Origin of the sequence: Achromobacter sp. AONIH1 (assembly GCF_002902905.1) — a bacterium.
Classification (GTDB): domain Bacteria; phylum Pseudomonadota; class Gammaproteobacteria; order Burkholderiales; family Burkholderiaceae_B; genus Achromobacter.
Genome location: NZ_CP026124.1, coordinates 6002691 through 6028041, shown reverse-complemented (window position 1 = coordinate 6028041; position 25351 = coordinate 6002691). Strand labels below are relative to the sequence as shown.

General features: G+C 70.0%; 25 protein-coding genes and 1 pseudogene. 7 read left to right on the top strand and 19 right to left on the bottom strand.

Annotation, left to right across the window (positions count from 1 at the left end; all coding sequences use genetic code 11):
* Positions 1 to 139: 139 nt before the first annotated feature.
* From C2U31_RS27505 to C2U31_RS27460, 10 genes are all read right to left on the bottom strand, one after another.
* Positions 140 to 1081 carry a LysR substrate-binding domain-containing protein gene (locus tag C2U31_RS27505; RefSeq protein ID WP_103275699.1) on the bottom strand — a complete coding sequence of 314 codons (942 nt, stop codon included), beginning with the start codon at positions 1079 to 1081 and terminating at the stop codon, positions 140 to 142.
* A 91-nt stretch (positions 1082 to 1172) separates the two neighbouring features.
* Positions 1173 to 2261 carry a LacI family DNA-binding transcriptional regulator gene (locus C2U31_RS27500; RefSeq protein WP_103275698.1) on the bottom strand — a complete coding sequence of 363 codons (1089 nt, stop codon included), beginning with the start codon at positions 2259 to 2261 and terminating at the stop codon, positions 1173 to 1175.
* Positions 2262 to 2293: 32 nt separating this feature from the next.
* Positions 2294 to 3325 (bottom strand): succinylglutamate desuccinylase/aspartoacylase family protein, encoded by a 1032-nt coding sequence (locus tag C2U31_RS27495; RefSeq protein WP_103275697.1) that lies wholly within the window; start codon positions 3323 to 3325, stop codon positions 2294 to 2296.
* A 52-nt stretch (positions 3326 to 3377) separates the two neighbouring features.
* On the bottom strand, positions 3378 to 3725 hold the full coding sequence (locus C2U31_RS27490) for a RidA family protein (protein WP_103275696.1): 348 nt from the start codon (positions 3723 to 3725) through the stop codon (positions 3378 to 3380).
* A 31-nt stretch (positions 3726 to 3756) separates the two neighbouring features.
* Positions 3757 to 4542, bottom strand: coding sequence for a transporter substrate-binding domain-containing protein (locus C2U31_RS27485; protein ID WP_103275695.1), 786 nt, complete (start codon positions 4540 to 4542; stop codon positions 3757 to 3759).
* 36 nt (positions 4543 to 4578) lie between these two features.
* Entirely contained in the window at positions 4579 to 5319 is a 741-nt protein-coding gene (locus tag C2U31_RS27480; RefSeq protein ID WP_103275694.1) for an amino acid ABC transporter ATP-binding protein, read from the bottom strand.
* Entirely contained in the window at positions 5306 to 5956 is a 651-nt protein-coding gene (locus C2U31_RS27475) for an amino acid ABC transporter permease (protein ID WP_103275693.1), read from the bottom strand. The genes C2U31_RS27480 and C2U31_RS27475 overlap by 14 nt, the downstream gene beginning before the upstream one ends.
* A gap of 9 nt (positions 5957 to 5965) precedes the next feature.
* Complete coding sequence (locus C2U31_RS27470) at positions 5966 to 6634, bottom strand: amino acid ABC transporter permease (protein ID WP_103275692.1); 669 nt, start codon at positions 6632 to 6634, stop codon at positions 5966 to 5968.
* A 3-nt stretch (positions 6635 to 6637) separates the two neighbouring features.
* Positions 6638 to 7939, bottom strand: a complete 1302-nt coding sequence (locus C2U31_RS27465; protein ID WP_103275691.1) for an alanine racemase — start codon at positions 7937 to 7939, stop codon at positions 6638 to 6640.
* Positions 7940 to 8105: 166 nt separating this feature from the next.
* Positions 8106 to 9041, bottom strand: a complete 936-nt coding sequence (locus tag C2U31_RS27460; RefSeq protein ID WP_103275690.1) for an AraC family transcriptional regulator — start codon at positions 9039 to 9041, stop codon at positions 8106 to 8108.
* Positions 9042 to 9358: 317 nt separating this feature from the next.
* Here C2U31_RS27460 and C2U31_RS27455 point away from each other — a divergent pair, with 317 nt between their 5' ends.
* On the top strand, positions 9359 to 10405 hold the full coding sequence (locus tag C2U31_RS27455) for an aldo/keto reductase (protein ID WP_103275689.1): 1047 nt from the start codon (positions 9359 to 9361) through the stop codon (positions 10403 to 10405).
* On the opposite strand, the gene C2U31_RS27450 is transcribed toward C2U31_RS27455, so the two are convergent.
* A complete protein-coding gene (locus C2U31_RS27450; protein WP_103275688.1) occupies positions 10402 to 10893 on the bottom strand; it encodes a GNAT family N-acetyltransferase in 492 nt (163 codons plus the stop codon). The genes C2U31_RS27455 and C2U31_RS27450 overlap by 4 nt on opposite strands.
* A 143-nt stretch (positions 10894 to 11036) precedes the next feature.
* Between C2U31_RS27450 and C2U31_RS27445 the strand changes: the two are divergent.
* Positions 11037 to 11786: pseudogene (locus C2U31_RS27445) on the top strand (YoaK family protein); the annotation flags it as partial.
* Positions 11787 to 11846: 60 nt separating this feature from the next.
* Here C2U31_RS27445 and C2U31_RS27440 read toward each other — a convergent pair.
* The 4 genes from C2U31_RS27440 to C2U31_RS27425 form a co-directional block, all read right to left on the bottom strand.
* Complete coding sequence (locus C2U31_RS27440) at positions 11847 to 12575, bottom strand: tetratricopeptide repeat protein (RefSeq protein ID WP_103275686.1); 729 nt, start codon at positions 12573 to 12575, stop codon at positions 11847 to 11849.
* Between the two features lie 64 nt (positions 12576 to 12639).
* Positions 12640 to 13188, bottom strand: coding sequence for a fasciclin domain-containing protein (locus C2U31_RS27435; protein WP_103275685.1), 549 nt, complete (start codon positions 13186 to 13188; stop codon positions 12640 to 12642).
* 104 nt (positions 13189 to 13292) lie between these two features.
* Positions 13293 to 13994 carry an anti-sigma factor domain-containing protein gene (locus C2U31_RS27430; protein WP_103275684.1) on the bottom strand — a complete coding sequence of 234 codons (702 nt, stop codon included), beginning with the start codon at positions 13992 to 13994 and terminating at the stop codon, positions 13293 to 13295.
* Entirely contained in the window at positions 13991 to 14536 is a 546-nt protein-coding gene (locus C2U31_RS27425) for an RNA polymerase sigma factor (protein WP_103275683.1), read from the bottom strand. The genes C2U31_RS27430 and C2U31_RS27425 overlap by 4 nt, the downstream gene beginning before the upstream one ends.
* Before the next feature lie 165 nt (positions 14537 to 14701).
* Between C2U31_RS27425 and C2U31_RS27420 the strand changes: the two genes are divergently transcribed.
* From C2U31_RS27420 to C2U31_RS27400, 5 genes are all read left to right on the top strand, one after another.
* Positions 14702 to 15364, top strand: a complete 663-nt coding sequence (locus C2U31_RS27420) for a thiopurine S-methyltransferase (protein WP_103275682.1) — start codon at positions 14702 to 14704, stop codon at positions 15362 to 15364.
* Positions 15365 to 15488: 124 nt separating this feature from the next.
* Positions 15489 to 16415: a hypothetical protein gene (locus C2U31_RS27415; protein ID WP_103275681.1), complete on the top strand. Its 927-nt coding sequence runs from the start codon at positions 15489 to 15491 to the stop codon at positions 16413 to 16415.
* Positions 16416 to 16505: 90 nt separating this feature from the next.
* The gene (locus C2U31_RS27410; RefSeq protein ID WP_103275680.1) at positions 16506 to 17738 is read left to right on the top strand and encodes a D-amino acid dehydrogenase; all 1233 of its coding nucleotides are present in this window, start codon (positions 16506 to 16508) and stop codon (positions 17736 to 17738) included.
* Between the two features lie 37 nt (positions 17739 to 17775).
* Positions 17776 to 19356: an ABC transporter substrate-binding protein gene (locus tag C2U31_RS27405; RefSeq protein ID WP_103275679.1), complete on the top strand. Its 1581-nt coding sequence runs from the start codon at positions 17776 to 17778 to the stop codon at positions 19354 to 19356.
* Between the two features lie 148 nt (positions 19357 to 19504).
* Complete coding sequence (locus C2U31_RS27400) at positions 19505 to 20944, top strand: amidohydrolase family protein (protein WP_103275678.1); 1440 nt, start codon at positions 19505 to 19507, stop codon at positions 20942 to 20944.
* 95 nt (positions 20945 to 21039) lie between these two features.
* Here the strand turns inward: C2U31_RS27400 and C2U31_RS27395 are convergent, their stop codons facing one another.
* The 4 genes from C2U31_RS27395 to C2U31_RS27380 are packed head-to-tail and all read right to left on the bottom strand — an operon-like array spanning position 21040 to position 25346.
* The gene (locus C2U31_RS27395) at positions 21040 to 21849 is read right to left on the bottom strand and encodes an SDR family NAD(P)-dependent oxidoreductase (RefSeq protein WP_103275677.1); all 810 of its coding nucleotides are present in this window, start codon (positions 21847 to 21849) and stop codon (positions 21040 to 21042) included.
* Positions 21846 to 22841 (bottom strand): NAD(P)H-quinone oxidoreductase, encoded by a 996-nt coding sequence (locus C2U31_RS27390; RefSeq protein ID WP_103275676.1) that lies wholly within the window; start codon positions 22839 to 22841, stop codon positions 21846 to 21848. Before C2U31_RS27390 ends, C2U31_RS27395 begins: the two co-directional genes overlap by 4 nt.
* A gap of 26 nt (positions 22842 to 22867) precedes the next feature.
* On the bottom strand, positions 22868 to 23572 hold the full coding sequence (locus C2U31_RS27385) for an ABC transporter ATP-binding protein (RefSeq protein ID WP_103275675.1): 705 nt from the start codon (positions 23570 to 23572) through the stop codon (positions 22868 to 22870).
* Positions 23565 to 25346, bottom strand: coding sequence for an ATP-binding cassette domain-containing protein (locus C2U31_RS27380; RefSeq protein ID WP_103275674.1), 1782 nt, complete (start codon positions 25344 to 25346; stop codon positions 23565 to 23567). Before C2U31_RS27380 ends, C2U31_RS27385 begins: the two co-directional genes overlap by 8 nt.
* Between the last annotated feature and the right edge of the window lie 5 nt (positions 25347 to 25351).

Genomic DNA, 25351 nt, shown 5'->3' with positions numbered 1-25351 from the left:
ATCCTAGAATCCGGTCCGCCGCCGCGGTAGCCGTCGAAAACCGGCCGCAGCGTCCTATCCGCAGGACGCTGTCCGGGCCCGAGGCCCGGATCTGGACAGACCCGGCAGTCCGCGACAGGCAGGCAAGCCCACTGCCGGGCTAGGGGCGTTCGCCCAGCTCCCGGCATTCCTCGCGTTCGCGCCGGGCCAGCTTCTGGTATTCGGCGCCCATGAAATCCAGCAGCTCGCGCACGCCGGGCAAGAGACCCCGGCGTGACGGAAACACGGCATGCACGCTGCCCGGCTCGGGCGCCCAGGGCCGGCCCACGTCGATCAGCCGGCCGTCCGCCAGTTCCTCGCGGATCATCAGCAGGGGCAGCGCCGCCACGCCCACGCCCTGCACGGCGGCCTGTTTCAACGCCATCATGTCGTCGGTCACCAGGCGGGGGGAGAAGGGCACGCTCAGGCGGGCGCCGTCCGGCCCGTCCAGCTTCCAGTGGCTTTCGCGTCCGTCGATGCCCAGCGCCAGCGTCGGCAGCTGGCCGAGCGCGCTCGGGTCGGCGGGCTGCGCCACGGCGCGCGCCAGCGCGGGCGCGGCGACCAGGCGCTGGCCGCTGATGCCCAGCGGCTTCATGACCAGGTCGCTGCTTTCGATGGGTCCGAAGCGTACCCGCACGGCCAGGTCGTAGCCCTCGCGCAGCACGTCCACCGGACGGCTGAAGCTCTTCAGGTAGACCTGCACCTTCGGGCACTTGACCATGAAGCGCGCGATCAGCTCGCCCAGGAAATAGTGGATCAGCGCCGGCGGCGCGCTCAGGCGGATGGTGCCTTGCGGCTCGGCGTGGGTGCGGTCGATGACTTCCTGGGCGGCCTCGGCGCCGGCCAGCATGGACAGGCACTGCTCGTAGTATTCCTGGCCGAGTTCCGTGACCGCGAAGCTGCGGGTCGAGCGCTGGATCAGGCGCACGCCCAGCCTTTCCTCCAGCAGCGCGATGCGCCGGCTCAGTCGCGACTTGGGTATGCCCAGCGCCCGGCCGGCGGGCGCGAAGCCGCCGTTCCGGACGACCTGCACGAAGTAATAGAGGTCGTTCAAGTCGTGCATGGGTTTTCCTGCCGTTCTGAAAATGGGACAACGGTCCGGCAAGCATATACCCAGGCCAGGGGCGGGCGCCCGTCCCGCCGGAGGGGCGGGGTCAGACGCTGGCGCGCGCGTGGATGCGCAGCGGCATCACTTGGTGAGGATGGGCCGGCATGCCGCCGCCCAGGCGCTGCAGCAGCATTTCGCCGGCGCGTCGGCCCAGGTCCAGGCTGTCCACGCCGATGGTGGTCAGCCCGGGCTGGATCTCGCCGGCGATATCGGTTTCGCCAAAGCCCAGCACGGCCAGATCGCGCGGCACGGCCAGCTTGCGGTCGCGCGCTTCGAACATGGCGCCGACGGCCAGCAGGTCGTTGGCGCAGAACACGGCGTCGAACTTGCCGCCTTGCGACAGCAGCCGGGCCAGCGCGGCCCGGCCATCGGCGATGGTCTGCGGATTGTCCACGGCCAGTTCGGCGACGACCTCCAGCCCGCGCTGCGCGGCCGCGGCCGCGAAGCCCTGGCGGCGCAATTCGCCGCGGCCGCCGTGGCGGGCCATGAACGCCACGCGCCGGTAGCCGCGCTCGGCCAGATGGCTGGCCGCCATGAAGCCGGCGTCGTAGTTGGACAGGCCGACCAGCATGTCGATGGGATCGCGCGGATAGGCCCAGGTTTCCATGATGGGAATGCCGAGTTCGCGCAGCGACTGCCGGTTCTCTTCCAGCTCGATGACGCCGGTGAACAGCACGGCCGCCGGCCGCAGCGCGCGCAGCGAGGCGATCATGCTGGTCTCCTTGGCGTAGGAGTACGAGGTCTGTCCCACCATCAGCTGATAGCCCTGCGGTTCCAGCACCTCGGCGCAGCCCTGCACGGCCAGCGCGAACTGCTGGCTGAAAATGTTGGAGACGAAGGCGGCCACCACGCTGGACTGGCCCGAGCGCAGCGCCCGCGCGTGCGGGTTGGAGGCGTAGCCGGTTTGCGCCACCACCTGCAGAATGCGTTCGCGCTTGTCCTTGGCGACCTTCTCGGGCTGGCGCAGCGCGCGCGACACCGTGATCGGCGACACGCCCGCCAGCCTGGCCACTTCCTCGATGCGCGGCGGCTTGGCCGGCGGCAGCGCGCGCGGCGCCGGCGGCGGCGCGTCGGGGCGCAGGCGCAGGACGTCGTCGTGGGTGGGGGCGGAGGAGGGCGCGTGCCGGTCGCTCATGCTGGTGGGAGTCGTGTGGGTCGGGGCCGGAGTCAGGCGGCCGCCAGGATATCAGCTTGCTCGACCGGGCGCGCCACCTGGATCAGGCAGTCGCCGGCTTCGCTGTCGGTGTGCAGCCGCCGGGATATGACGATACCCGATACCCCGAAACGCAGGGCTTCCTCGGGCGCGTCCAGGCGATTCAAGTCGTGATAGTAGCCCGCCAGATCGCCCGCGCTGACCTGGGCGCCGATGTCCACGGCGGGCTCGAACCAGCCTCGACGCGTGGCGAAGATGGCCTGGGCGTGGCTGTCCAGGGCCAGCAGCTGCATGCCGCCGTCGGCCGGCGCGTGCGGTCCCAGCACCGGGGCGTCGATTACGCCCAGCGCCAGCAGCAGCTGGTCGATGGCGCGCTGGGTCGCGGCCAGCGTGGCCGGCGTCAGCGTGCCGCCGCCGCCGAATTCGCCACTGATGCCGATGGCGCCCGCGCGGGCGGCGGCCGCCATCGAGGTGGGCGCGTCGCGCCCGTTGGTGGCGATGAAGGCGTGGTCCATGCCCAGGCTGGCCAGCAGCGCCAGCGCCTGGTCCATGCGCGCCGGGTCCACCTGTTTTTCGATCAGCGCGGTGGGCAGGTGCGCCATCGACGTGCCGCCGGAGTGGATGTCGAAGACCACGTCGTGGCGCGGAAACAGCTCATGCTCCAGGAAATGCGCCAGCCGCTCGGTGGGCGTGCCGCCGGGCGAGCCCGGGAAGGCGCGGTTCAGGTTGCCGTTGTCCAGCGGCGAGCGGCGCCGCGCCGCCATCACGGCCGGCACGTTGGCCATGGGCAGGATCGTGATCTCGCCGCGCACGCGGGCCGGGTCCAGGCGGCGGATCAGGCGACCCAGCGCGATCTCGCCTTCGTACTCGTCGCCGTGGTTGCCGGCCATGAGCAGCACGCGCGGCCCCTGGCCATTGCGGATGCGGCAGACCGGGGTCTTGATCTGGTAATAGGGGGAACGGTCCACCGAATACGGCGTGCCCAGGAAGCTGAGCGTCTTGCCGTCGGCGTCGAAATCGATCTCGTGAAACAGGCCGGTGTGCATAGGGGGCTGCTGCGCCGCCGGGCGGCGCGTGGGAGTGGGAGGGGCGCGGCGCTCAGCGCAGCGCGGCGATGGCGGTCATTTCCACGCGCAGGTCGGGATCGGCCAGGCGGGCCTCGACGCAGGCGCGCGCCGGCGGGTTGGCCGGGTCCACCCAGGCGTCGTAGACGCGGTTCATGGCGTCGAAATCGCCGATGGCAGGCAGGAACACGTCCACCGCCAGCAGGCGGGACTTGTCGCTGCCGGCCTCGGCCAGCAGCGCCTCGATCTTGGCCAGCACCTCGCGGGTCTGCGATTCCAGCGTGCCCTGGCGGTTGTCGGCGACCTGGCCGGCGATGAAGACGAAGCCGTTGTACGTCACGGCCTGGCTCATGCGCGAGCCGGATTTGTAGCGTTTGATCATGATGGATTCTCGTGTCTGGATTCGGGGGCGCTCACATCTGCGGCAGCGTCTGGGCTTCCTTGAACCACTTGGTCTGCAACGCGGGCAGCTTGCCGTTCAGGCGGTTGTAGAAGAGGAAGGTGTTGATCCAGTTCAGCAGGTTCTGCTGCCCTTGCTGGACCGCTGCGTGGGCGGGCGACTGGCGGATCAGGAACTTGAGCTGCGGCGCCTTGGCGGGGTTGTCGTCGGCGACCTTGAGCGCGATGGCGCTGTTCTCGGCGAAGGACTCGGACTGGCCCGCCAGATAGGCGGCGACCGCCGAGGGCGTGTCCTCGAAGCGCACCAGGCGGGCGCCGGGCGCGTTGTCGGTCAGCCAGATGTCCAGCGTCGAACCCTTGGCCACCGCGATGCTGCGGTCCTTCAGCTCTTCGACTGTCTTGGCTTGCGGCATGGCGTCGCCGCCGTACACGCCCAGGTTCACGGCCGCGTAGGGCTGCGAGAACATGACCTGCTGCGCCCGCTCGGGCGTGGCGCCTGCGGCGGCGATCAGCACGTCGACCTTGCCGGCCAGCAGGCTGGGGATGCGGCTGGCGCCGGTGACCTGCACCAGCTCCAGCTTCACGCCCATGTCGGCAGCCATCAGCCGGGCCAGATCGATGTCCAGGCCGGCCGCTTCGCCCTTGGCGTCCTTGAAGCCCCAGGGCGCGGCGTCCATCAGCACGCCCACGCGCAGCTTGCCCGCGCCCAGCACGTCCTGCAGTTTGTCGGCGGCCGACGCGGGCGCGGCCAGGGAAAGGCAGAAGGCGGCCGCGGCGGCCAGTCTTGCGTACAGTTTCATGCGATGTCTCCGGGAGGGAATGGCGTGGTGTTGCTTTCAGTGGACGGCGGACGCGGCCGTGCCGATGAACTGGCGCAGCTCGGGCGTGCGGGGATGGGCGAACAGCTCGGCGGGCGGGCCTTGCTCCCAGACGCGGCCCTGGTGCATGAACACGACCTTGGACGCGACGTTGCGCGCGAAGGCCATCTCGTGCGTGACCAGCACCATCGTCATGCCCTGGCGCGCCATGTCTTCCATGACCTTGAGCACTTCGCCCACCAGCTCGGGGTCCAGCGCCGACGTGACTTCGTCGAACAGCATCAGCGCCGGCGCCATCGCCAGGCAGCGGGCGATGGCCACGCGCTGCTGCTGGCCGCCCGACAGCAGGGCGGGCCAGGCGTCGATCTTCTCGGCCAGTCCGACGCGGCGCAGCACGTCCAGCGCCAGCTCGCGGCCCTGCGGCTTGCTGATGCGGCCGTTCAGCACGGGCGCCAGCGTGATGTTGCGCTCCACGTTCAGGTGCGGAAACAGGTTGAACTGCTGGAACACGATGCCCACGCGCTGGCGGAATTGCCGCAGCCCGGGCATGGCGGCGTGGACATGCTCGCCGCCGACGCGGATCTCGCCGTCGTCCACGTTCTCCAGCGCGTTCAGGCAGCGCAGCAGCGTGGACTTGCCCGAGCCGGAGCGGCCGATGATGGTGACGATCTCGCCCTCGTCGATGTCGAGCGACACGCCATTGAGCACGTGGTTGGCGCCGAAGCGCTTGTGGATGTTGCGGACTTCAACGAGCGCCATGCAGGCGGTCCTCCAGGTTACGCGCCCACATCGTCAGGGGCAGGCACGCCGCGAAGTACAGCAGCGCGACGCATGAATAGACCAGCAGCGGCTGGAAGGTGGCGGCGCTGGCGATCTGGCCGGCGCGCGCGAGTTCGACGAAGCCCACCACCGAGGCCAGCGAGGTGCCCTTGATCAGCTGGACCAGGAAGCCCACCGTGGGCGGCAGCGACAGGCGCAGCGCCTGCGGCGCGATCACGTGCCGGAACTGATGCCACTTCGACAGACCCAGGCAGGCGGCGGCTTCCCATTGCTCGTGCTTGACGGCCTGGATGCCGCCGTGCCAGATCTGGCCCAGGAAGGCCGCCGCGTAGATGATGAAGGCCACGCTGACCGCCGCGATCGCGGGGACTTCGACGCCAAGGAACACCGGCATGCCGAAGTAGAAGAACATCAGCAGGCCCAGCAGCGGCACGCCCTGGACCAGCTGTTGCAGCGCCGCCGCCAGCCAGCGCAGCGGCGCCAGGCGGTGGCCGCGCAGGAGCGCCAGCCCCAGGCCCAGCGGCGCGCCCACGGCCAGCGCGATGCACACCAGCGCCACGGTCCATTGCATGGCGGCGAACAGCGAGGCGAAGTCCGCCCAGGAGAACGTTCTCATCTTTTTCTCCTAGCGCCGGACCGGCCAGGTGAAGACGCGGCTCGCGGCTAGCGCCAGGATGGCCTTGACGATCAGCACCAGCCCGAAATAGAGGGCGCAGATCACCGCGTAGACCTCGAAGCTGCGGTAGGTGCGGCTTTCGATGAAGCTGCCGGCGTGGAACAGATCCTCGGCCGAAACCTGCGAGGCCAGCGAGGTGCCCAGCAGCAGGATCACCAGCTGGCTGCCCAGCGCCGGGTAGACGTTGCGCAGCGCCGGCGCCAGCACGATGTGGCGGTAGACCTGCCAGCTGCTCAGGCCCAGGCAGTGGCCCGCCTCGATCTGGCTGCGCGGAATCGAGTCCAGCCCGGCGCGCAGGATTTCGGTCGCATAGGCGCCGAAGTACAGACTGAGCGCCACGGCCGCCGCCGCGAAGGGCGGCAGCTTCAGGCCCAGGCCCGGCAGGATGAAAAAGACCACGAACAGCTGGATCAGCGAGGGTGTATTGCGGAACACTTCCACATAGGCGCGCAGCGCCAACTTCGCCGGACGCGGACCGTGTCGCGACAGCAGCGCGCCCGCCAGGCCGATCGCCAGCCCGGCCAGCACGGCGATCGCCGTCAGCTCAAGCGTGACTTGCAAGCCCTGCCAGAGCTGTTCGCGATAGCGCCAGATCTGTTGGAAATTCAGCTGCTGCATGGCTTAACCGAAATAGGTGCGGTAGGCGCCGCTCACGCGGCCGTCGGCGTCCAGCCCGAAGAACACGCGCCAGCGGTCCAGACAGGTGCACGGATGCGAGATGCCGAACTCGATCACGTCGCCGGGCGTCAGCGTGCTATCGGCCGGCAGGGCCAGGAAAGCGTGCTGGTCGTTCAGCTTGGCGACGCGGGCGGCATCCGCGTTCCAGCCCGCCACCGGCCGGCCGTCGCGGTACGCGGCCAGCGGCGTGGGCAGATCCTGGTCGTAGGACACGTCGCGCATGCCGAAGCCGCAGATGGCCAGGTCCGGTTCGGGACGCGACAGCACCTCGCCCCAGAGCCGCAGCGCCGGCTGGAAGTCCGCCGCGCTATGGCGTTCGCCGCCGAACTCGAAGCCGGCGCGCTGATCCATGGCGTCGAGCGCGCGGCGGTACACGCCGTGGTCATGGAAGAAGATGGCGCCGCTGCGCAGCACCAGCAGCGTGTTGCCATCCTGGCGCAATGCGGGTGCCAGCGCCTGCGTGACCTGGTCGAAGAAGGCCGAGCCGCCGGCGGTGAAGACCAGCGGCGCGGCCGGCGCCAGCGCGCGGACCTGATGCAGCGCGTCGATCGCGCGCGCCATCAGGGCCGCGATATTGCGGCGCGTGGCCTCGGGGTCGGACGAGGCGACCGCGCCTTCATAGGTGGCCACGCCGGCCAGCGACAGCTTGCCGCCCTGGGCCTGCACGGCATCCAGGATGGCGCGCACGCCGGCCGCGTCGCGCGCGCCGGCGCGGCCGCCGCCGACTTCGACCAGCACGTCTACCGGCCGTCCGGCTTCCCCTGCCGCGGCCGCCAGCGCGCGCACCGTGTCGGCGGAGTCCGCGAAGGCCAGCAGGCGGGCGTCGGGATAGGCCGCCAGCAGCCGGCCGAGGCGAGCGCCGCTGGCCAGGCCGCCGATCTCGTTGCCGAGCATCAGCCTGCGCACGCCGGCGCGCAGCAGCACGGCGGCCTGTTGCAGGTTGGCGACCGTCGCGCCCCAGGCGCCGGCGTCGAGCAGGCGCTGCACGATCTGCGGCGACATGGGCGTCTTGGCATGCGGCGCCAGCGCGGCGCCGTGGCCATGGACGTAGCGGAAGATCTTGTCGGTGTTGTGGGCGAAGGCGGCTTCGTCCAGCGTCAGCACCGGCAGGGCCATGTCGCCATCGCGCGGCCGCCAGCCGCGACTGGCCACGTCGCGCAGCGCGACCGGGGGCGTGCCGGGCGGCACGCCTCGGTAACTGTCGTCCAGGGGGGTGTCGAGCAGGGATTCCAGGAAGGGGTTCATGCGGCCGCCGAAAGGAGGGTTGCCAGAGGGAAACTCTGATTTGGTAACGTTGTCATCCGATGGGCGGCAGTCTAATGGTAACGTTGTCAAATCAAGAATTGGGGCTATCCCCTAGATCCGGATCCGAGGCGCCGTGATGGCGCCTCGGGGCGCACGAGGCGATCGCTCAGGCCGGCGCCTGCGTCGCCTCGTCCCGCCAGCGCTGCTTGTCGCGCAGCGGCGGCGCGCCGAACAGGCGGCTGTATTCGCGGCTGAACTGCGATGAGCTTTCATAGCCGACCGCGTGCGCGGCCAGCGCCACGCCGGCGTCGTCGGCCAGCATGATGCGTCGCGCCTCCTGCAGGCGCAGGTGTTTCTGGTATTGCAGCGGGCTCATGGCCGTGGCCTGCTTGAAATGATGGTGCAGCGAGGACACGCTCATGTGCACATCGCGGGCGATGTCCTCCACGCGCAGGGGCTGGGCGTAGTTGTCGCGCAGGATGCGGATGGCCTTGGCCACGCGATTGAGCTGGCTGTCCTGCAGCACCGTCTGGCGCAGCGCCGCGCCCTGGCCGTCCATCATCAGGCGGTAGAGCAGTTCGCGCTTGATCATCGGCGCCAGGAAGGGAATGTCGCGCGGGGTGTCCAGCAGGCGCAGCAGCCGCAGCAGCGCGTCCAGCAGCGTGTCGTCCAGCGGATTCACGCTCAGCGCGCGCGAGGTGTCGGACGGCGGCGCGGGCGGCAGGTTCTCGTCGCTGATGAGCGCGGTGATGGCCTCGGGATGCAGGTCCAGCCGCAGCCCCAGGTAGGGCCGGCTCGGGCTGGCCACCGACACCTTGGCGACCACCGGCAGGTCCACCGACGAGATCAGGTAGTGGAAGGGGTCGTACTCGTAGGCTTCGTCGCCGACCAGCAGCAGCTTGGTGCCCTGGGCGATGACCGACAGCGCGGCGGCCTGGAAAGCGGGCTTGGGGCCGACCGGCTGGGACAGGCGGTGCAGGTGCAGGCCGTCGATGGATGTTTCCATCGAGCCTTCCAGCGTGCCCGTCATGCGGTCCAGCAGGCGCAGCACTTCGGCGCGGGCGGAGGCGGTGGCGAGGGTGGAGGATTGGGCAGGGATCATGTCGGCGGAGAAAGGCGGATCGCGGCGGGCGCGCGCCAGCGACAGGAACGCTGGCGGCAGGATCGGGTGCGGTCAGTGTATTCCTGGCCGGGGGCCTCTTTCCAATCAGGGAGATTGAATCCGGAGAAATAGGCAGAAGGCGCGGAGGAATGGGCGCAAGGCGGACGAGCCGCCGGGACGAGGCAGGATCGGGCAAAAAAAGGGCAGGATCCGGCATCGCGCCGGTCCGACCGCCGCCGCATACTGATCCGGTTTTCGCGGATGCGCCGCGCCATTTCGGGGCGGCGCATCCGCCGGACCCTACCTGGAGTATTCGCATGCGCTACAAGAAATTCGGCAACACCGGCCTGTTCGTTTCGGAACTGTGCCTGGGCACCATGACCTTCGGCGGTCAGGGCGAACTGTGGAGCAAGATCGGCCAGTTGCCGCAGGAAGAGGCCAACCGCCTGGTGGGGCGCGCCCTGGAGGCCGGCGTCAACTTCATCGACACGGCGGACGTGTATTCGGAAGGCCGTTCGGAAACCATCACCGGCCAGGCCCTGCGCGACCTGAAGGTGGCGCGCGACGAGGTGGTGATCGCCACCAAGGTGTTCGGCCAGACCGGCGCCGGCCCCAATGCGCGCGGCAACTCGCGCTATCACATCATGGAAGGCGTCAAGCGCAGCTTGGCGCGGCTGGGCACCGACCATATCGATCTGTACCAGATCCATGGCTTCGATCCGGCCACGCCGATCGAGGAAACCGTGCGCGCGCTGGACGACCTGGTGCGCCAGGGCCATGTGCGCTACGTCGGCGTGTCGAACTGGTCGGCCTGGCAGATCATGAAGGCGCTGGGCATTGCCGAGCGCCGCGGCCTGGCGCGCTTCGAGTCGCTGCAGGCCTACTACACCGTCGCGGGCCGTGACCTGGAACGGGAACTGGTGCCCATGCTCCAGAGCGAGAACGTCGGGCTGATGGTCTGGAGCCCGCTGGCCGGCGGCCTGCTCAGCGGCAAGTACGGGCGCGATGGCGGCGGTGACGCCGGCAGCCGGCGCCTGGAATTCGACTTCCCGCCAGTCGACCGTGACCGCGCCTACGACTGCGTCGACGTGCTGCGCCGCCTGGCCGAGGCGCGCGGCGTGTCGCCGGCCCAGATGGCGCTGGCCTGGCTGCTGGCGCAGCCGGTGGTCAGCTCGGTCATCATCGGCGCCAAGCGGGTCGACCAGCTGGACGACAACCTGGCCGCCGTCGGGCTGGCGCTGACGGCGGACGAGCTGGCCGAGCTGGACAAGGTCAGCGCCCTGCCGCCGGAGTATCCGGGCTGGATGCACGTGCGCCAGGGCGAGTACCGGCGCCAGCAGTTGCGCGAGGCCGGCCTGGCCTAGCGCGCTTGGCCGAAGGACGCGCGCGCGCCGCCGTTCAGCGGCAGGTGCAGCAGCGGCAGCGCGCGTCCGGGTTCGCCGGGAATGGGCGCGGCGCGCGCGCCGACGCGCACCGCGCCTTGCGCCAGATAGAAAGGCTCGGCCTGCGGATCGGCCTCGATCGCGATCTCCCGCGCGCCCGCAAGCCGCGCCACGCGGGCGGCATGCGCCAGCAGGCGCCGGCCCAGCCCCTGTCGCAAGGCGCGCGGCGCGATCCACAGATGCTCCAGCCGCCAGTCCGCCGCATCCGGCGCCAGCGCATAGAAGCCTGCGATGCCCTGCTCGTCACGCATGAGGCGCACGCGCCAGCGGCCCAGGTCCGCGGGCGTAAGCGTCAGGTCGTCGCGCCATTGCGCCAGCAGCTCGGGCGGGTAGCCCCACACGGCCTTGGAGGCCAGGGCCAGCGCGGCCAGTTGCGGCAGGTCGGAAAGCGTGGCGGGATGTATGGGCATGTCGGGACGGATGCTGGGTCTGGCGTTGCGGCGCGTTCGGGACGGGCCGCCGGGATTCCGGGCAGGGCGCGCCATGGCGGCGCCCGTGAGCCTAGAATGGTAGCCATGTTCTTCCCGACTGTCCGTCACCCCGAGGCGCGCCCGTGCCCATTCCCTATCTACGCAAGCTGACCGCCGCGCAGCGCAGCCCGGAGGCCAACCGCCACCTGGCCTATGTGCTGACCTTCGTCGCCGGCGCGGTCAACGCGGGCGGCTTCCTGGCCGTGCAGCAGTACACCTCGCACATGTCCGGCATCGTCTCGATGATGGCCGACCACCTGGCGGTGGGCGGTTTGCTGGTGGTGTTGCAGGGCCTGGCGGCGCTGCTGTCGTTCCTGGCCGGCGCGGCGTCTTCCGCATTCATGATCAATTTCGGCCGCCGCTCGCGGCTGGCCAGCGAGTACGCCCTGCCGCTGCTGCTGGAGGCGGTGCTGTTGCTGGCCTTCGGCCTGCTGGGCGCGAATATCGAGCAGCTGCGCTGGTTCTACCTGCCGGCGACCGTGATGCTGCTCTGCTACATCATGGGCCTGCAGAACGCGATGATCACCAAGGTGTCGAAGTCCGAGATCCGCACCACGCACGTGACCGGCATGGTGACGGACATCGGCATCGAACTGGGCAAGCTGTTCTACTGGAATGCGGCCGGCCAGAGCGACGAGCGCGTTCCCGTGCGCGCGGACCGCGCCAAGCTGCGGGTGCTGTCCTGCATGGTGAGCTTGTTCTTCGTTGGCGGCGTGGCCGGCGCCTATGCGTTCTTCCATGTGGGCTTCGGTTCGACCCTGCCGCTGGCGATCGTGCTGATGCTGCTGGCCATGGTGCCCATCGCCGACGATATCCGGGGTTTCATGCTGCGCCTGTGAGGGGCGCGGCGGCCGGGCGCAGTTGGCTGTTTGCCTGGCGCCGACCCGACGACGCTAGCGCGCGGGCAGGCTGTCCAGCTCGGCTTGCGCCCGCGCATAGTCCGGTTGCAGCCGCAGCGCGGCGTCGAACGCGTCGCGTGCGTCGGCCAGGCGGCCCAGCCGGCGCAACAGCATGCCCTGGTTGACCCGTATCTGCGCGCTGGCGGGGTTCGCGGCGATGGCGCGCTCATACGCGGCCAGCGCTTCGGGCGCGCGGTCCAGGCCGTCCAGCAGAGCGGCCCGCAGGTTGTGGCCGATGCTCCAGTCGGGAAAGCGTTCGCACAGGGTCTGCGCGCTGCGCAGGGCGCCCGCCAGATCGCCGGCATCCGCCTGCGCGCCGGCCTTGCTGACCAGGAACCAGCGGTTGCCGGCGTCCAGCGCGATGGCCTCGTCGAATTTCTCGATGGCCGGCGCATAGCGCTTCTGCAACGCCAGCAGCCTGCCCTGGAAGTGGCGGATGTCGGCATTGGCCGGATCCAATCGGGCCATGTCCGCGCCCAGTCGTTCGGCGACGGGCCAGTCGCCCGCGAGGATCGCCTGCGCCACCTGTTTGTTCTGCGCCTGCACGGCGGGCGACAGGCGTGCGACGCGCGCGCGCAGCGCGTCGCTTTCGGTGCGCAGCTCGGCCTGATAGGCCTGATCGAATTCGTCGGCGCCCTGGGCGCGGGCCGCGAAGCTGGCGGGCAGGCATGCCAGCAGGGCGGACAGGATCAAGCGGGCGAGGGCGCGGGGCAGTCGGGACATGGCGCGGCATAGGCGTGACAGGGGACTCTACGATATCCGCTATCACGCCGCCGCGCCGACCGGGTCACTTCGGCATGAGCACCGTGTCGATGACGTGGATCACGCCGTTGGACTGGTAGACATCATAGGGGCCGATATTGGCGACGCCGCCCTTTTCGTCCTTCAGCATGATGTTGTGCTTGCCGTTCATCATCACCCACAGCTTGCCGCCGCTGGCGGTGGTGAGTTCGGCCGCGCCGCCGGCCTTCTTGATCTGCGCGGCCAGGGCGTCGAAGTCCAACTTGCCCGGCACCACGTGATACGTGAGGATCTTGGTCAGCGTGGCCTTGTTCTCGGGCTTGACCAGCGTGTCCACAGTGCCTGCCGGCAATTTGCCGAACGCGGCGTTGGTGGGTGCGAACACGGTGAACGGGCCCTTGCTCTGCAAGGTGTCGACCAGGCCGGCGGCCTTCACCGCCGCCACCAGGGTGGTGTGGTCGGCGGAGTTCAGCGCGTTGGCCACGATGGTCTTGCCGGGCAGCATGGGTTGGCCGCCCACCACGACGTCGGCCGCCTGAGCGGACGACAGGGCAAGCGCGGAGCAGGCGAGGGCAATGCAAACGATCCGTTTCATGACGATCTCCTTTTTTGGTTGGCCGTCGCAAGGAGATACGCGGGAGTCGAGCGCTTGGATGCGCTCGCCGGACCTGGGACAAACCCTGATGCCGGCGAGCGCGGTCAGATGACGGGGCCGCTGAGCACCACCGGACCGGTGGGGGCGCCGGTGGGCGAACCCCCGGGCGGTTCCAGCGTGACGGCCACGGTGTCGCCCGGCAAGGGCGGCAGGCGCGGGTTGAGCCGGCTGGTCTGGCCGGGCAGGACCAGGCCCAACGAGCGCGGCGGCAGGCCCGGCGTGATCGCCCAGAGTTCCAGCGCGCGACCGCCAGCCAGCAGCGTCAGGTCGCGCATGGGCTGGACGGACAGTGACTTGTCGGGCAGGCGGTTCAGCACCAGCGCGGCCTGCGCCTGGTCGCCGGACAGCACCGCCAGCGTGCGCAGCCCTTCACGCTGGGTGGACGGCGTCAACACCAGGAAGGCCAGGACCACCATGGCCGCGGCCAGGCCGGCGCCCAGCGTGCGCCACCAGGACCAGCCGCGCCATTCGCGCGGGCGGGGGCGCGCGGCGGGGGCGGGCGGCACAGATTCCGGCCGTGATCGGATGCGGGCCGCGATGGCGGTCCAGACATGCTCGGGCGGGGCTTGCGGCGGCAGGGCCAGGGCCAGCGGCAGCAGCCGTTCTTCCCAGTCGCGCACCCGCTGGCGCAGCGCGGCGTCCTCGCGCAGCAGGCCTGCGAACCGGCGTCGCGCGCCCGCGCGCAGCACGCCGGCCACGTAATCCGCGGCCAGGCGGTCTTGCAGATCGGGGTCGCTGTAGTTCATTCCATGCACCTCTTGAGCCGCTGCAGGCCGCGGCGGATCCAGCTCTTTACCGTTCCCAGCGGCGCGTCCAGGCGCGCCGCGATGTCGGGATGCGCTAGGTCGTCGAAGAACGCCATCGCGATGGCGACGCGCTGCGGGCCGTCCAGCTCGCCCATGCAGCCGGCCAGGCGGTTGCCTTCCCGGCTGGCCGCCAGGCGGGCCAGCGGGCCAGGGGAGTCGTCGGCGAAGGCCAGCGTCAGCGCGTCGTCCGGGTCGGGCAGCTCCAGACCCGGGCGACGCAGGCGGTCGATGCAGCGGTTGCGCACGATGCGGGTCATCCAGGTCATGGGCTGGCTTTGGTCAGGCCGGTACTGTCCGGCCTGTCGCCAGATCGAGAGAAAACACTCCTGCAGCACGTCCTCGGCCGCGGCCGGGTCTCTCAACATACGTCTGGCGAGCGCATATAGATGCGGGGACGCAAGGCGGTACAGTTCTTCCAGCGCGGATTCGCGCTGGAGGGCGCACTGCGCGAGCAAGGCCTGCAGCGGTTGGGCGTCGGTCATCGTATCCCTGGAACAGGATGAGGCGGGCTACAGCATACCGGCGCGGCGCGCGCCCGTCACCCTGCGCGTCACCCTTTTTCCCGCGCACTACAATGGCCGCCATGTCTGGCCCGCGCATCGCCGCGAGGCCCGTTTGAATCCCAACCCCGGAGGAGGCAGGCAGTCATGGACGCGGAATTCTGGCTGGAGCGCTGGCGCGAAGGGCGTACCCATTTTCACCAGACGCGGGTGACTCCGCTGCTGCAGAAATACTGGCCGGGGCTGGACGTGCCGGCTGGCGGCAAGGTGCTGGTGCCGCTCTGCGGCAAGTCGCTGGACATGGTGTGGCTGGCGGCGCAGGGCCACGAAGTGCTGGGCGTGGAGCTGGCGCCGCTCGCGGTGGAGCAGTTCTTCGCCGAGAACGAACTCAGGCCCGTGATCCATGAATCGTCCTACGGCCGCCACTATGTGGCGGGCAATATAGAGATCATCTGCGGCGACATCTACAACCTGGATGCCCGGATCCTGTCGCATTGCGTCGGCGCCTACGACCGCGCCGCGCTGGTGGCGCTGCCGGAATCCATGCGGGCGTCATATGTGCGCCACGTCTACGGCCAGCTGTCGCCGTCCTGGCGCGGGCTGCTGATCACGCTGGACTACCCGCAGGAAGAAATGGCCGGCCCGCCATTTTCCATCGCCGACAGCGAGGCCCAGGCCCTGTTCCAGGGCGTGGCGCCGGCCGCCATCATCGACCGCCGCGACATCCTGGACAAGGAACCCAAGTTCCAGGCCGCGGGCGTGAGCCGGCTCGACACCGTGGTGTACCGGCTGGGTCAGCAACGCGCCTGATTCCTGCCGCATCCGCGCCTTGCCCGCCGCCTCGCGGGCAACGGGTTTTCCCGAGCTTCCGTCTTGTTCCCGGCCGCACTAGCATGATTTTGTGACCTTATGGTCACATCATCCGGGGAGCGATATGACGATAGGAGTGGCGGCGGCGGGCGCGCAGGCCGGCGCGGCGGTGTTCGACGCGGTGCTGGGCGCCGAACTGCTGGGACGCGGCGCCATCGGCGGCTTTGTCGTGTTCGCCGTGCTGGACGAGCAGGGCCGGCTGCAATACCGGACCACCCAGCGCGGCGGCGTGACGGCGCTGGACCTGCCGGCGTCCTGGCGCGATGCGCGCGTGGCGGCGGTCATTTCCAGCGGTCCCGACCGCCCCGAACCCCTGACGCAATTCCTGGCCGGCGCCGACGGCCTGGGCCTGGTCACCGGCCACCGCCTGCCGAATCAGCCGGGCGCCGATGGTCGCCCGCTGAACCGGATGGCGCTGGACCTGATGGCCGAGGGCGCGCCGCCGCAACAGGCGATCGACGCCGTGCTGGCCGCGCATCCCGAATGGGACGCGGGCCTGATCGCGCTGCACGCGCAAGACGGGCTGGGCCTGGGCAACAGCGCGCGCGCGGCGCGGCGCGACGACCTGGGCGCGTTCCAGCGCCAGGGACAGCAGGGCCGCGTGGCGCTGCTGCACAACTCCATCTACGCGCGCGGCGTGTTGGCCGATGAGCTGGGCGGACTGGCCTGGGCCAGGCTGACCGGGCAGGCCGGCATCCTGCAATGGTTGCGGCTGGAGCAGGCGCTGTCCTTGCGCGCCGCCACCTGCGACCGCGTGACCGTGGACGCGGCGGGGCGGATCATCGGCCTGGAAACGGCCGACCCGCGCCTGGCCGGATTGAACCGGCGCGCCACGGCGGTCTGCCTGGGCGCGGAAATCTGGCGCGATGGTCGCTTGATCGGCCATGCGCGCACTGAACTGTATGTCGAGATCCGCGACGGTCAGGCCTGGCCGGGCGGCGGGGCGGCGCAGGACTTCATGCTGATGCGGGGGCGGGATGGCAATGGCTGAACCGCTAGGCTCGCGGCCTCGCGTTGCCGCCGCCCTTGCCGCCCTCGATGCGCGGGCGCTCGCCGCCGCCCTCTCGACGGTGGCGGTCCGATGAACATCATCGTCATCGGCGCCGGCATCATCGGCCTGACCACGGCGCGCGCGCTGCTGGCCGACGGCCATGACGTCACCGTGCTGGACGAGGCCGCGCAGGCCGGCGTCGGCACCAGCAAGGCCAATGGCGCGCAGCTGAGCTACAGCTTCGTCGCGCCGCTGGCCGATCCTTCGGTGCTGGGCAAACTGCCGGGCTGGCTGACGCGGTGCGACGCGCCGCTGCGCCTGCGTCTGCGGGCTGATCCGGCGCAATGGCGCTGGGCCCTGAGTTTCCTGGCGGCCTGCCGCCGCGACACCGCCGCGCGCACGACCGCCGAGCTGTTGCAGCTGGGCCTGCACAGCCGGCGACTGACGCGCGCGCTGGTGCAAGACGGCGCGTTGTCCTGCGACTTCAGCGCCAGCGGCAAGCTGCTGGTCTATCAGGACGCGGCCGCCTTTGCCGGCGCGCGCGCGCAAATGCATTACCAGGCCAGCCTGGGCTGCGAGCAGCACGCGCTGGGACGCGACGAATGCCTGGCGCTGGAGCCCGCGCTGGCCGATATCGGCCAGCGCGTGGTCGGCGGCGTCTACACGCCCAGCGAGGACGCGGCCGATTGCCAGGCGCTGTGCGCGTCCCTGGCGCGCGGGCTGGGCGCGCGGCTGCGGCTGGGCACGCGCGTGCGGCGGCTGCGCCTGCGCGGCGGCGCGGTCCAGGCGCTGGAAACCAGCGCGGGCGAGATGCAGGCCGACGCCTATGTCGTGGCCAATGGCGTGGGCGCGCAGGCGCTGTGCCGCCAGGCCGGCCTGCAGCCGCTGATCTACCCGCTCAAGGGCTACAGCCTGACCTATGCGCTGGGACCGGACAGCAGCGCGCCGCGCACCAGCCTGAGCGACGTGCACAACAAGGTGGTCTACGCGCGCCTGGGCGACCGGCTGCGCGTGGCCGGCATGGTCGACATCGGCGATCGTGACGCGGGCATCGACGGCGGCCGGATCCATCAACTCAAGGAGCAGGTGCGGCGCTATCTGCCGCGCCTGGCGCCGGCCGGCGAACCCGAGGCATGGGCTGGCCTGCGGCCGGCGCGGCCCGATGGCAAGCCGCTGATCGGCCGCACGCCCGTGCGCGGGCTGTGGATCAACGCCGGCCACGGCGCGCTGGGCTTCACGCTGGCCGCGGGCAGCGCCGGCGTGCTGGCCGACCGCATCGCCGGACGGCCGTCGCCCATATCCGATACGCTTTTCCAGTGGTAGCCGCGAGCAGCACAACCAACGACACAAGGGGAACGACATGAAACAAACACGACGCTTGCGGCAAGGGGCCGGTGCACTGTTGCTGGCCCTGGCGGCGGCGCTGGCGCCGGCCGCGCAAGGTCAGGCGCAGACGGTCACGGCCGTGATGCAGTCCGGGCTGCGGGTGCTGGACCCGGTGATGACCACCGCGTTCATGACGCGCGACCACGGCTACATGATCTACGACACGCTGCTGGGCACCGACGAGCATTTCAAGGTGCAGCCGCAGATGGCCAGCTGGACCGAGTCGGAGGACAGGAAGACCTACGTCTTCACGCTGCGCGACGGCCTGAAGTGGCATGACGGCGCGCCGGTCACGTCGGAGGATTGCATCGCCTCGATCAAGCGCTGGGCCGACGCCGACGCCACCGGGCAGGTGCTGATGACGCTGATCGACCGCATCGAGGCGGTCGACGCGAAGCAGTTTCGCGTGGTGCTCAAGCAGCCCACCTCGCTGCTGCTGGAGGGCCTGGCCAAGCTCAGCTCGCGTCCGCTCTTCATGATGCCCAAGCGCATCGCCGACACGCCCAGCGCCCAGCCCATCACCGAATTCATCGGCTCGGGTCCGTTCAAGTTCGTGGCCTCGGAATTCAAGCCCGGCCTGAAGGTGGTGTACGAGAAGAACAAGGACTACGTGCCGCGCGCCGAGCCGCCCAGCTGGACGGCGGGCGGCAAGGTGGTCAAGGTGGAGCGGGTCGAATGGGTGGCCATGCCCGACCAGATGACGGCGGTCAGCGCGCTGCAGAACGGCGAGGTCGATTTCATGCAGCAGGTGCCGTTCGACCTGCTGCCCATGGTCGAGGGCCAGGACAACCTGCAGGTCCGCGTGCTGGACAAGCTGGGGGCCTGGACCTACTTCCGCATGAACCATCTGTACCCGCCCTTCGACAACAAGCTGCTGCGACAGGCGGCCATCGCCGCCGTCAGCCAGGAGGACGTGCTCAAGGCGCTGGTGGGCAACCCCAAGTACTACCGGACCTGCGCGGCCGTGATGGGCTGCGGCAATCCCATGGGCGACAACTACGGCGAGGACTGGGTGGTGCCGGCGCGCATCGACCGCGCCCAGGCGCTGCTCAAGGAAGCCGGCTATGACGGCACGCCCGTGGTCATCCTGCAGCCGTCCGACATCGCCATGGTCTCGCCGCAGCCGGTGGTGGTGGGCGCGGCGCTGCGCAAGGCCGGCTTCAAGGTGGTGATGAAGGCCATGGACTGGCAGAGCGTGGTGTCGCAGCAGGGCAATCAGAAATCGCCGGCCGACGGCGGCTGGAACATCTTTTCCACCTACAGCATCCTGGCCACCAGCGGCGATCCGTTCGGCAACACCACGCTGGCGGCCAACGGCCGCAAGGCCTGGGCGGGCTGGCCGGACGTGCCCGAGATCGAGGCCCTGCGCCTGAAATACGCCAAGGCCGCCGACATCGCCGAGCGCAAGCAGATCGCCGCGCAGATCCAGAAGCTGGCCATCGACGAGGGCGTGGTGGCGCCGTTGGGGCAGTTCCAGATTCCGGCGGCCTACAGCAAGAAGCTGTCGGGCGTGCTGGACGCGCCGGTCACTTTGTTCTGGAATATCGGGAAGTGAGGTCCCCCCCGAAGCGCTGCGCGCTTCCCCCAGGGGGCGCCGCAGCGGACCGGCGGAGCCGGATCCGCGCGGCCCCGAGCGGGGCGACTCTGCCTCGAATGGCGACGATCAAGGAACTGCCTCGAATGATGACTATCAAGGAAACCGCATGTCCGCCATCCATGACCTGTTGATCCGGGGCGCCGAGATCGTCGACGGCACGGGCGCGCCGCGTTTCGAGGGCGACGTGGCCGTCGATGACGGCCGCATCGTCCGCGTGGGCGACCTGGCCGGCGCGCGCGGGCGCGCCGAGGTCGACGCGCGCGGCCTGGTGCTGGCGCCGGGCTTCATCGACGCCCATACCCATGACGACCGCGCCATGCTGTCCGACGGCGCCATGGCGCCCAAGGTCAGCCAGGGCGTCACCACCGTGATCGCCGGCAACTGCGGCATCTCGCTGGCGCCGCGCCCTCCGCGCGTGGTGCCGCCGCTGGACCTGCTGGACGGCGACGGCGGCTGGTTCCGCTACGAACGCTACGGCGATTATCTGCAGGCCCTGCGCGAGCAGCCGGCGGCGACCAACTGCGCCATGCTGCTGGGCCACATCACGCTGCGCGTGGCCGCGGTGCCTGACCTGGAACGCGAGGCTGCGCCGGCCGAGATCGCCGTCATGCGCGCGCGGGTGGAAGAGGCGCTGGAGGCCGGCGCCATCGGCGTGTCCACCGGGCTGGCCTACGCGCCGTCGCGCGCCGCCAGCACGCAGGAAGTGATCGAGGTCTGCCGGCCGCTGCGCGCGCACGGCGGCATCTTCACCACGCACCTGCGCGACGAGGGCGACATGGTGATGGACTGCCTGGAGGAGACCTTTCACATCGGCCGCGAGCTGGGCGTGCCGGTGGTGATCTCGCACCACAAGGTGGTGGGGCAGGCCAATCATGGACGCTCGGTCCAGACGTTGGCGCGCATCGCCGAGCAGATGAAAACGCAACCGGTCTGCCTGGACTGCTATCCGTACAACGCCTCGTCCACCATCCTGGAGCAGGCGCTGGTCGATGGCGCCGCCCGCGTCATCGTCACCTGGTCCAAGGCCCATCCGCAGTTCTCGGGCCGCGACCTGGACGAGGTCGCGCGCGAGCTGGGCTGTCCCGTCGAGGAGGCCGTGCGCCGCCTGCAGCCGGCCGGCGCCATCTACTTCCGCATGCACGAGGACGACGTGGCGCGCATCCTGCAGTTCGATGAAACCATGGTCGGTTCCGACGGACTGCCTCATGACGAGACGCCGCACCCGCGCCTGTGGGGCAGCTTCCCGCGCGTGCTGGGACACTACGCGCGCGGCCTGGGCCTGTTCCCGCTGGAAAAGGCCATCCACAAGATGACCGGCCTGACCGCCGCGCGCTTCGGACTGGCGGACCGGGGCGTGCTGCGCGAGGGCGCGCATGCCGATCTGGTGCTGCTGGACGCGGGGCAGGTGGCCGATCGCGCCACCTTCGCGCAGCCGATCGCGCCGTCGGCGGGCATCGTGTCGGTGTGGACCAATGGCCGGCCGGTATGGCGGGACGGCAAGACCACCGGCGAGCGGCCGGGGCAGGTGCTGCGTCGCGAGGCCTGATGCTGGGCAGGGACGCGCGGTCGGTGTTCCGACCGGCGTCCGCGCGCTTCAGGCCATCGACTTTCAGGCAGCCAACTTTTTCAGATCTCGACCTTTCAGGTCATCAACCAGCCGCCCGCCACGTCCAGCACCTGACCCGTCACGAAGCGGGCCTGGTCGGAGGCGAAGAACAGGCAGGCGTCGGCCACTTCCTCGGGCGTGCCCAGCCGCCGCAGCGCCGTCACGCCGGCCACGGCGTCGTTGATCTCCTGCGGCACGCTCTTGAGCAGCGGCGTGCTGATGCGTCCCGGCGCCAGGCCGTTGACGGTCACGTCGTACTCGCCCAGCTCGGCGGCCCAGTGCCGCGTCAGGCCGATCAGCGCGGCCTTGGTGGCGGCGTAGTGCGCCGCCACGATATCGCAATAGGCCTTGCCCGCCACCGAGGACATGTTGATGACGCGACCCTTGCGCTGCGCCACCATGTGCGGCGTGGCCAGGCGCGTCATGTAGAACGCGCTGTTCAGGTTCACCGACACCACGCGGTCCCACTCGGCGGGCGGCATTTCCCAGACCTTGAGCGCGCGCCCCTCGGTCTTGGGCGAGATGCCGACGTTGTTGATGAGGATCGTGGCCGGGCCGAGTTCGTCGCTGATGCGGGCGTAGGCGGCTTCGCATTCCTCGTAGCGCGACACATCGGCCAGGGCGAAGCAGACCGCGCGGCCCTGGCCGCGCAGCTGGCCGGCCCAGGCATCGCCGGCCAGGCCGTTGAAGTCGATCAGGCCGACCCGCGCGCCCTCGGCCAGCAGGCCCTCGACGATGGCCGAGCCGATGCCGCCGACGGCGCCGGTGACGATGGCGGTCTGGCCGGCGAAGCGCGCTGCGCCGGACGTGGCGGATGCCGGGGCCGCATGCGTGCCCGCGCTCATGGCCGCACCTGCAGCATGATCTTGCCGATGTGGCGGCTGCTTTCCATCAGCGCGTGCGCGCCGGCGGCCTCGGCCAGCGGAAAGACCTGGTGGATGCGCGGCAGGCATTGACCTTGCTCCATCAGCGGCAGCACGCGTTCGGCCAGCGCGCGGGCGATTTCGCCCTTGTCCTCGTCCGAGCGCGGCCGCAGCGTCGAGCCGGTGACGGTCAGGCGCTTGGTCATGATGGGCAGCGCGTCGATCTCGGCCTTGCTGCCTTCCAGGAAAGCGATCTGCACCAGCCGGCCGTTCAGCGCCAGCAGGCGGATGTTCTTGTTGAGGTAGGCGCCGCCCACCATGTCCAGGATCACATCCACGCCCTGGCCGCCGGTGGCCTGGCGGATGGCGTCCTCGTAGTCGGTGTCGCGGTAGATCAGCGCGTGCCGCGCGCCGGCCTCGATGCAGGCCGCCGCCTTCTCGGCGTTGCCCACCGTGGTCCAGACTTCGGCGCCGAAGGCGCGCGCGAGCTGGATGGCGGTCAGGCCGATGCCGCTGGAGCCGCCGTGCACCAGGAAGCGCTCGCCCGCCGCCAGCCGCGCGCGCTCGAACACATTGGTCCAGACCGTGTAGTAATTCTCGGGAATGGCGGCGGCGGTCAGCAGGTCCATGCCGCGTGGCACCGGCAGGCAATGGCGTTCGTCGGCCAGGCAGTATTGCGCGTAGCCGCCGCCGGGCGTCAACGCGCAGACCTGGTCGCCGACCCGCCAGCGGCTGGCCTGCGGGCCGGTGGCGATGACCGTGCCGGACACTTCCAGTCCCAGGTGAGGGGACGCGCCGGGCGGCGGCGGATAGGAGCCGGACCGCTGCAGCACATCCGGACGGTTGACGCCGGCATAGGCCACTTCGATCAGCACCTGCCGCCCGGCGGGGGCTTCCATTTCTCTTTCGGCCAGGCGCAGGATGTCGGGCGGGCCGCCCTTGCCGTGGTCGATGTAAGCGCAGCGCAATGACATGGCGCGTGTTTCCTTTTGCGTGATATTCAGTGGCCCAGATAGGCCTTCTTGACATGGGGGTCGCCGAGCAGCTCGGCGCCGGTGCCGGCGCGCACGATGGCGCCGTTCTCCAGCACGTAGCCACGATCGGCCAGGCGCAGCGTGCGGAACACGTTCTGCTCCACCAGCAGCACGGTCACGCCGTGCGCGGTGACGTCGCGGATGATGTCGAACATCTGCTGCACCAGCAGTGGCGACAGGCCCAGCGAGGGCTCGTCGAACACCAGCAGCTTGGGGTCGGCCATCATGCCGCGCGCGATCGCCACCATCTGCTGCTCTCCGCCGGACAGCGAGCCGGCGTACTGGGCCAGCCGCTCGCGCACGCGCGGGAAGATCTGCAACACCTCTTCGAGCTTGCGCTGCACGATGGGACGCGCGGCGCGCTTGTACGAGCCCATCAGCAGATTGTCCTTGACGGTGAAGTGCGGGAACAGTTGGCGGCCCTCCGGAATCATGGTGATGCCGGCGTCGACGATGTCGTAGGGCGGACGGTTGGTCAGGTCGCGGCCCTCGAACTCGACCTTGCCGCCGGTGGCCGCGACCACGCCGCACAGCGTCTTGAGCGTGGTGGTCTTGCCGGCGCCGTTGGCGCCGATCAGCGTGACGATCTCGCCGGCGCGCACCTCGAAATCCAGGCCGTTGAGCACCTGGCTCTTGCCATAGCCCGAGCACAGTTTCGAAACCTTAAGCATCCTGATACTCCTTGCCCAGATAGGCCTCGATGACGGCGGGGTTCTCGACCACGTCCCTGGGCGCGCCGCTGACCAGCACCGCGCCTTCGTTCAGCACCACGATGCGGTCGGACAGCGCCATGGTGGCCTGCATCATGTGCTCGATCAGCAGCACCGACACGCCCGAGTCGCGGATGCGGCGGATCATCTGGATGGACTTCTCGATGTCGGTGGGATTCAGGCCCGCCATCACCTCGTCCAGCAGCAGGATGCGCGGCTGGATCGCCAGCGCGCGCGCCACTTCCAGGCGTTTCATGCCGCCCACGGTCAGGTTGCGCGCCTCGGTGTCCAGGTGCCGGGTCAGGTCGGTCTGCTCGGCCACCCGGAGCGCGATCTGCTCGGCCTCGTCGCGGCTGGACGTGCGGATGAACGCGCCCAGCATGATGTTCTCCAGCACCGTCAGGCCGGTGAAGGGCTTGGCGATCTGGAAGGTGCGGCCCAGGCCCTGGTGGGCGAAGGCATCCGGCGTCTTGCAGCTGACCCACTCGCCGCGCGCGTTCAGCATGGACACCGAACCCTGGTCCGGCGACAGGAAGCCGGACAGCAGGTTGAACACCGTGGTCTTGCCCGCGCCGTTGGGGCCGATCATGCCCAGGATCTCGTTCTGGTTCAGCGTCAGCGATACATCGTTGGTGGCGCGCAGGCCGCCGAAGCTCTTGAACAGCCTGTCGGCCTTGAGCACCGGCTGGCCGGCGGCCGCCGGTCCCGCCGGCCGCGCCTGCTGCGGCGGCGTGGCGGGGCGGCGCGGCGCGCCCAGGTAGGGCAGGCGCGCCAGCCAGCGTTCGATCATCGGGCCGAACGCGCCGGCCAGCCCGCGCGGGATGGTCAGCACCACGGCCACCAGGATCAGGCCGTAGATCAGCCCGTGCATGCCGTTGCCCACGCTGCTGAGCCAGCCGCGCGCCAGTTCGGCGATGGGCAGCACCAGGAAGGTGCCGGCGATGGGGCCGGCCACCGTGCCCAGCCCGCCGATCAGCGCGAACATGGCCACCTGCACCGACAGCTCCAGCGAGAAGGCCGAGCTGGGGTCGACGAAGGTCAGGTAGGTGATGTGGAAGGCGCCGACGATGCTGGTCAGCATGGCCGACACCACGGCGGCGATGATCTTCATGCGCACGGTGTGGATGCCCACGGCCAGCGCCGCGTCCTCGCGTTCGCGGATGGCGATCAGGTAGTGGCCGATGCGCGATTTGCGCATGTACCAGGACACCCAGGTCACCAGCGCGAACAGCGCGAAGGCGATCAGCACGTAGTTGGCCTTCTCGCGGAACACGATCCAGGTCCAGCCGATGTTCAGCGGCAGGCTGATGCCGCTGGAGCCGCCGGTCCAGCTTTCCTCGTGGATCACCAGCAGGCGCACCACCTCCAGGATGGCGATGGTCGCCAGCGCGAAGAAGGGGCCGCGCAGGCGCAGCGTGGGATAGCTGATCACGACGGCCACGGCCGCCGAGATCACGGCGCCGGCGAGCATGCCGAACCAGGGCGAGATGCCGAAGTTCTGCGTCAGCAGCGTGGCGGTGTACCCGCCGATGCCGTAGAACACGGCGTGGCCCAGCGACAGCTGGCCGGCGTAGCCGCCCACGATGTTCCAGGCCACCGACAGGGCCGAGAACACGAACAGCAGCACGAACAGGTTGGTCCAGAACGGCGTGCCCAGCGCCAGCGGCGCGGCCAGCATGGCCAGCATCAGGATCAGGCCGACATAGCCCTTGGGACTGCGTAGATCGGGGAACATGTTTT

What these genes read in the sequence shown, in the direction of transcription:
- C2U31_RS27505 (WP_103275699.1), bottom strand. Translation starts at nt 1,081, where the DNA reads ATGCACGACTTGAACGACCTCTATTACTTCGTGCAGGTCGTCCGGAAC.
- C2U31_RS27500 (WP_103275698.1), bottom strand. Translation starts at nt 2,261, where the DNA reads ATGAGCGACCGGCACGCGCCCTCCTCCGCCCCCACCCACGACGACGTC.
- C2U31_RS27495 (WP_103275697.1), bottom strand. Translation starts at nt 3,325, where the DNA reads ATGCACACCGGCCTGTTTCACGAGATCGATTTCGACGCCGACGGCAAG.
- C2U31_RS27490 (WP_103275696.1), bottom strand. Translation starts at nt 3,725, where the DNA reads ATGATCAAACGCTACAAATCCGGCTCGCGCATGAGCCAGGCCGTGACG.
- C2U31_RS27485 (WP_103275695.1), bottom strand. Translation starts at nt 4,542, where the DNA reads ATGAAACTGTACGCAAGACTGGCCGCCGCGGCCGCCTTCTGCCTTTCC.
- C2U31_RS27480 (WP_103275694.1), bottom strand. Translation starts at nt 5,319, where the DNA reads ATGGCGCTCGTTGAAGTCCGCAACATCCACAAGCGCTTCGGCGCCAAC.
- C2U31_RS27475 (WP_103275693.1), bottom strand. Translation starts at nt 5,956, where the DNA reads ATGAGAACGTTCTCCTGGGCGGACTTCGCCTCGCTGTTCGCCGCCATG.
- C2U31_RS27470 (WP_103275692.1), bottom strand. Translation starts at nt 6,634, where the DNA reads ATGCAGCAGCTGAATTTCCAACAGATCTGGCGCTATCGCGAACAGCTC.
- C2U31_RS27465 (WP_103275691.1), bottom strand. Translation starts at nt 7,939, where the DNA reads ATGAACCCCTTCCTGGAATCCCTGCTCGACACCCCCCTGGACGACAGT.
- C2U31_RS27460 (WP_103275690.1), bottom strand. Translation starts at nt 9,041, where the DNA reads ATGATCCCTGCCCAATCCTCCACCCTCGCCACCGCCTCCGCCCGCGCC.
- C2U31_RS27455 (WP_103275689.1), top strand. Translation starts at nt 9,359, where the DNA reads ATGCGCTACAAGAAATTCGGCAACACCGGCCTGTTCGTTTCGGAACTG.
- C2U31_RS27450 (WP_103275688.1), bottom strand. Translation starts at nt 10,893, where the DNA reads ATGCCCATACATCCCGCCACGCTTTCCGACCTGCCGCAACTGGCCGCG.
- C2U31_RS27440 (WP_103275686.1), bottom strand. Translation starts at nt 12,575, where the DNA reads ATGTCCCGACTGCCCCGCGCCCTCGCCCGCTTGATCCTGTCCGCCCTG.
- C2U31_RS27435 (WP_103275685.1), bottom strand. Translation starts at nt 13,188, where the DNA reads ATGAAACGGATCGTTTGCATTGCCCTCGCCTGCTCCGCGCTTGCCCTG.
- C2U31_RS27430 (WP_103275684.1), bottom strand. Translation starts at nt 13,994, where the DNA reads ATGAACTACAGCGACCCCGATCTGCAAGACCGCCTGGCCGCGGATTAC.
- C2U31_RS27425 (WP_103275683.1), bottom strand. Translation starts at nt 14,536, where the DNA reads ATGACCGACGCCCAACCGCTGCAGGCCTTGCTCGCGCAGTGCGCCCTC.
- C2U31_RS27420 (WP_103275682.1), top strand. Translation starts at nt 14,702, where the DNA reads ATGGACGCGGAATTCTGGCTGGAGCGCTGGCGCGAAGGGCGTACCCAT.
- C2U31_RS27415 (WP_103275681.1), top strand. Translation starts at nt 15,489, where the DNA reads ATGACGATAGGAGTGGCGGCGGCGGGCGCGCAGGCCGGCGCGGCGGTG.
- C2U31_RS27410 (WP_103275680.1), top strand. Translation starts at nt 16,506, where the DNA reads ATGAACATCATCGTCATCGGCGCCGGCATCATCGGCCTGACCACGGCG.
- C2U31_RS27405 (WP_103275679.1), top strand. Translation starts at nt 17,776, where the DNA reads ATGAAACAAACACGACGCTTGCGGCAAGGGGCCGGTGCACTGTTGCTG.
- C2U31_RS27400 (WP_103275678.1), top strand. Translation starts at nt 19,505, where the DNA reads ATGTCCGCCATCCATGACCTGTTGATCCGGGGCGCCGAGATCGTCGAC.
- C2U31_RS27395 (WP_103275677.1), bottom strand. Translation starts at nt 21,849, where the DNA reads ATGAGCGCGGGCACGCATGCGGCCCCGGCATCCGCCACGTCCGGCGCA.
- C2U31_RS27390 (WP_103275676.1), bottom strand. Translation starts at nt 22,841, where the DNA reads ATGTCATTGCGCTGCGCTTACATCGACCACGGCAAGGGCGGCCCGCCC.
- C2U31_RS27385 (WP_103275675.1), bottom strand. Translation starts at nt 23,572, where the DNA reads ATGCTTAAGGTTTCGAAACTGTGCTCGGGCTATGGCAAGAGCCAGGTG.
- C2U31_RS27380 (WP_103275674.1), bottom strand. Translation starts at nt 25,346, where the DNA reads ATGTTCCCCGATCTACGCAGTCCCAAGGGCTATGTCGGCCTGATCCTG.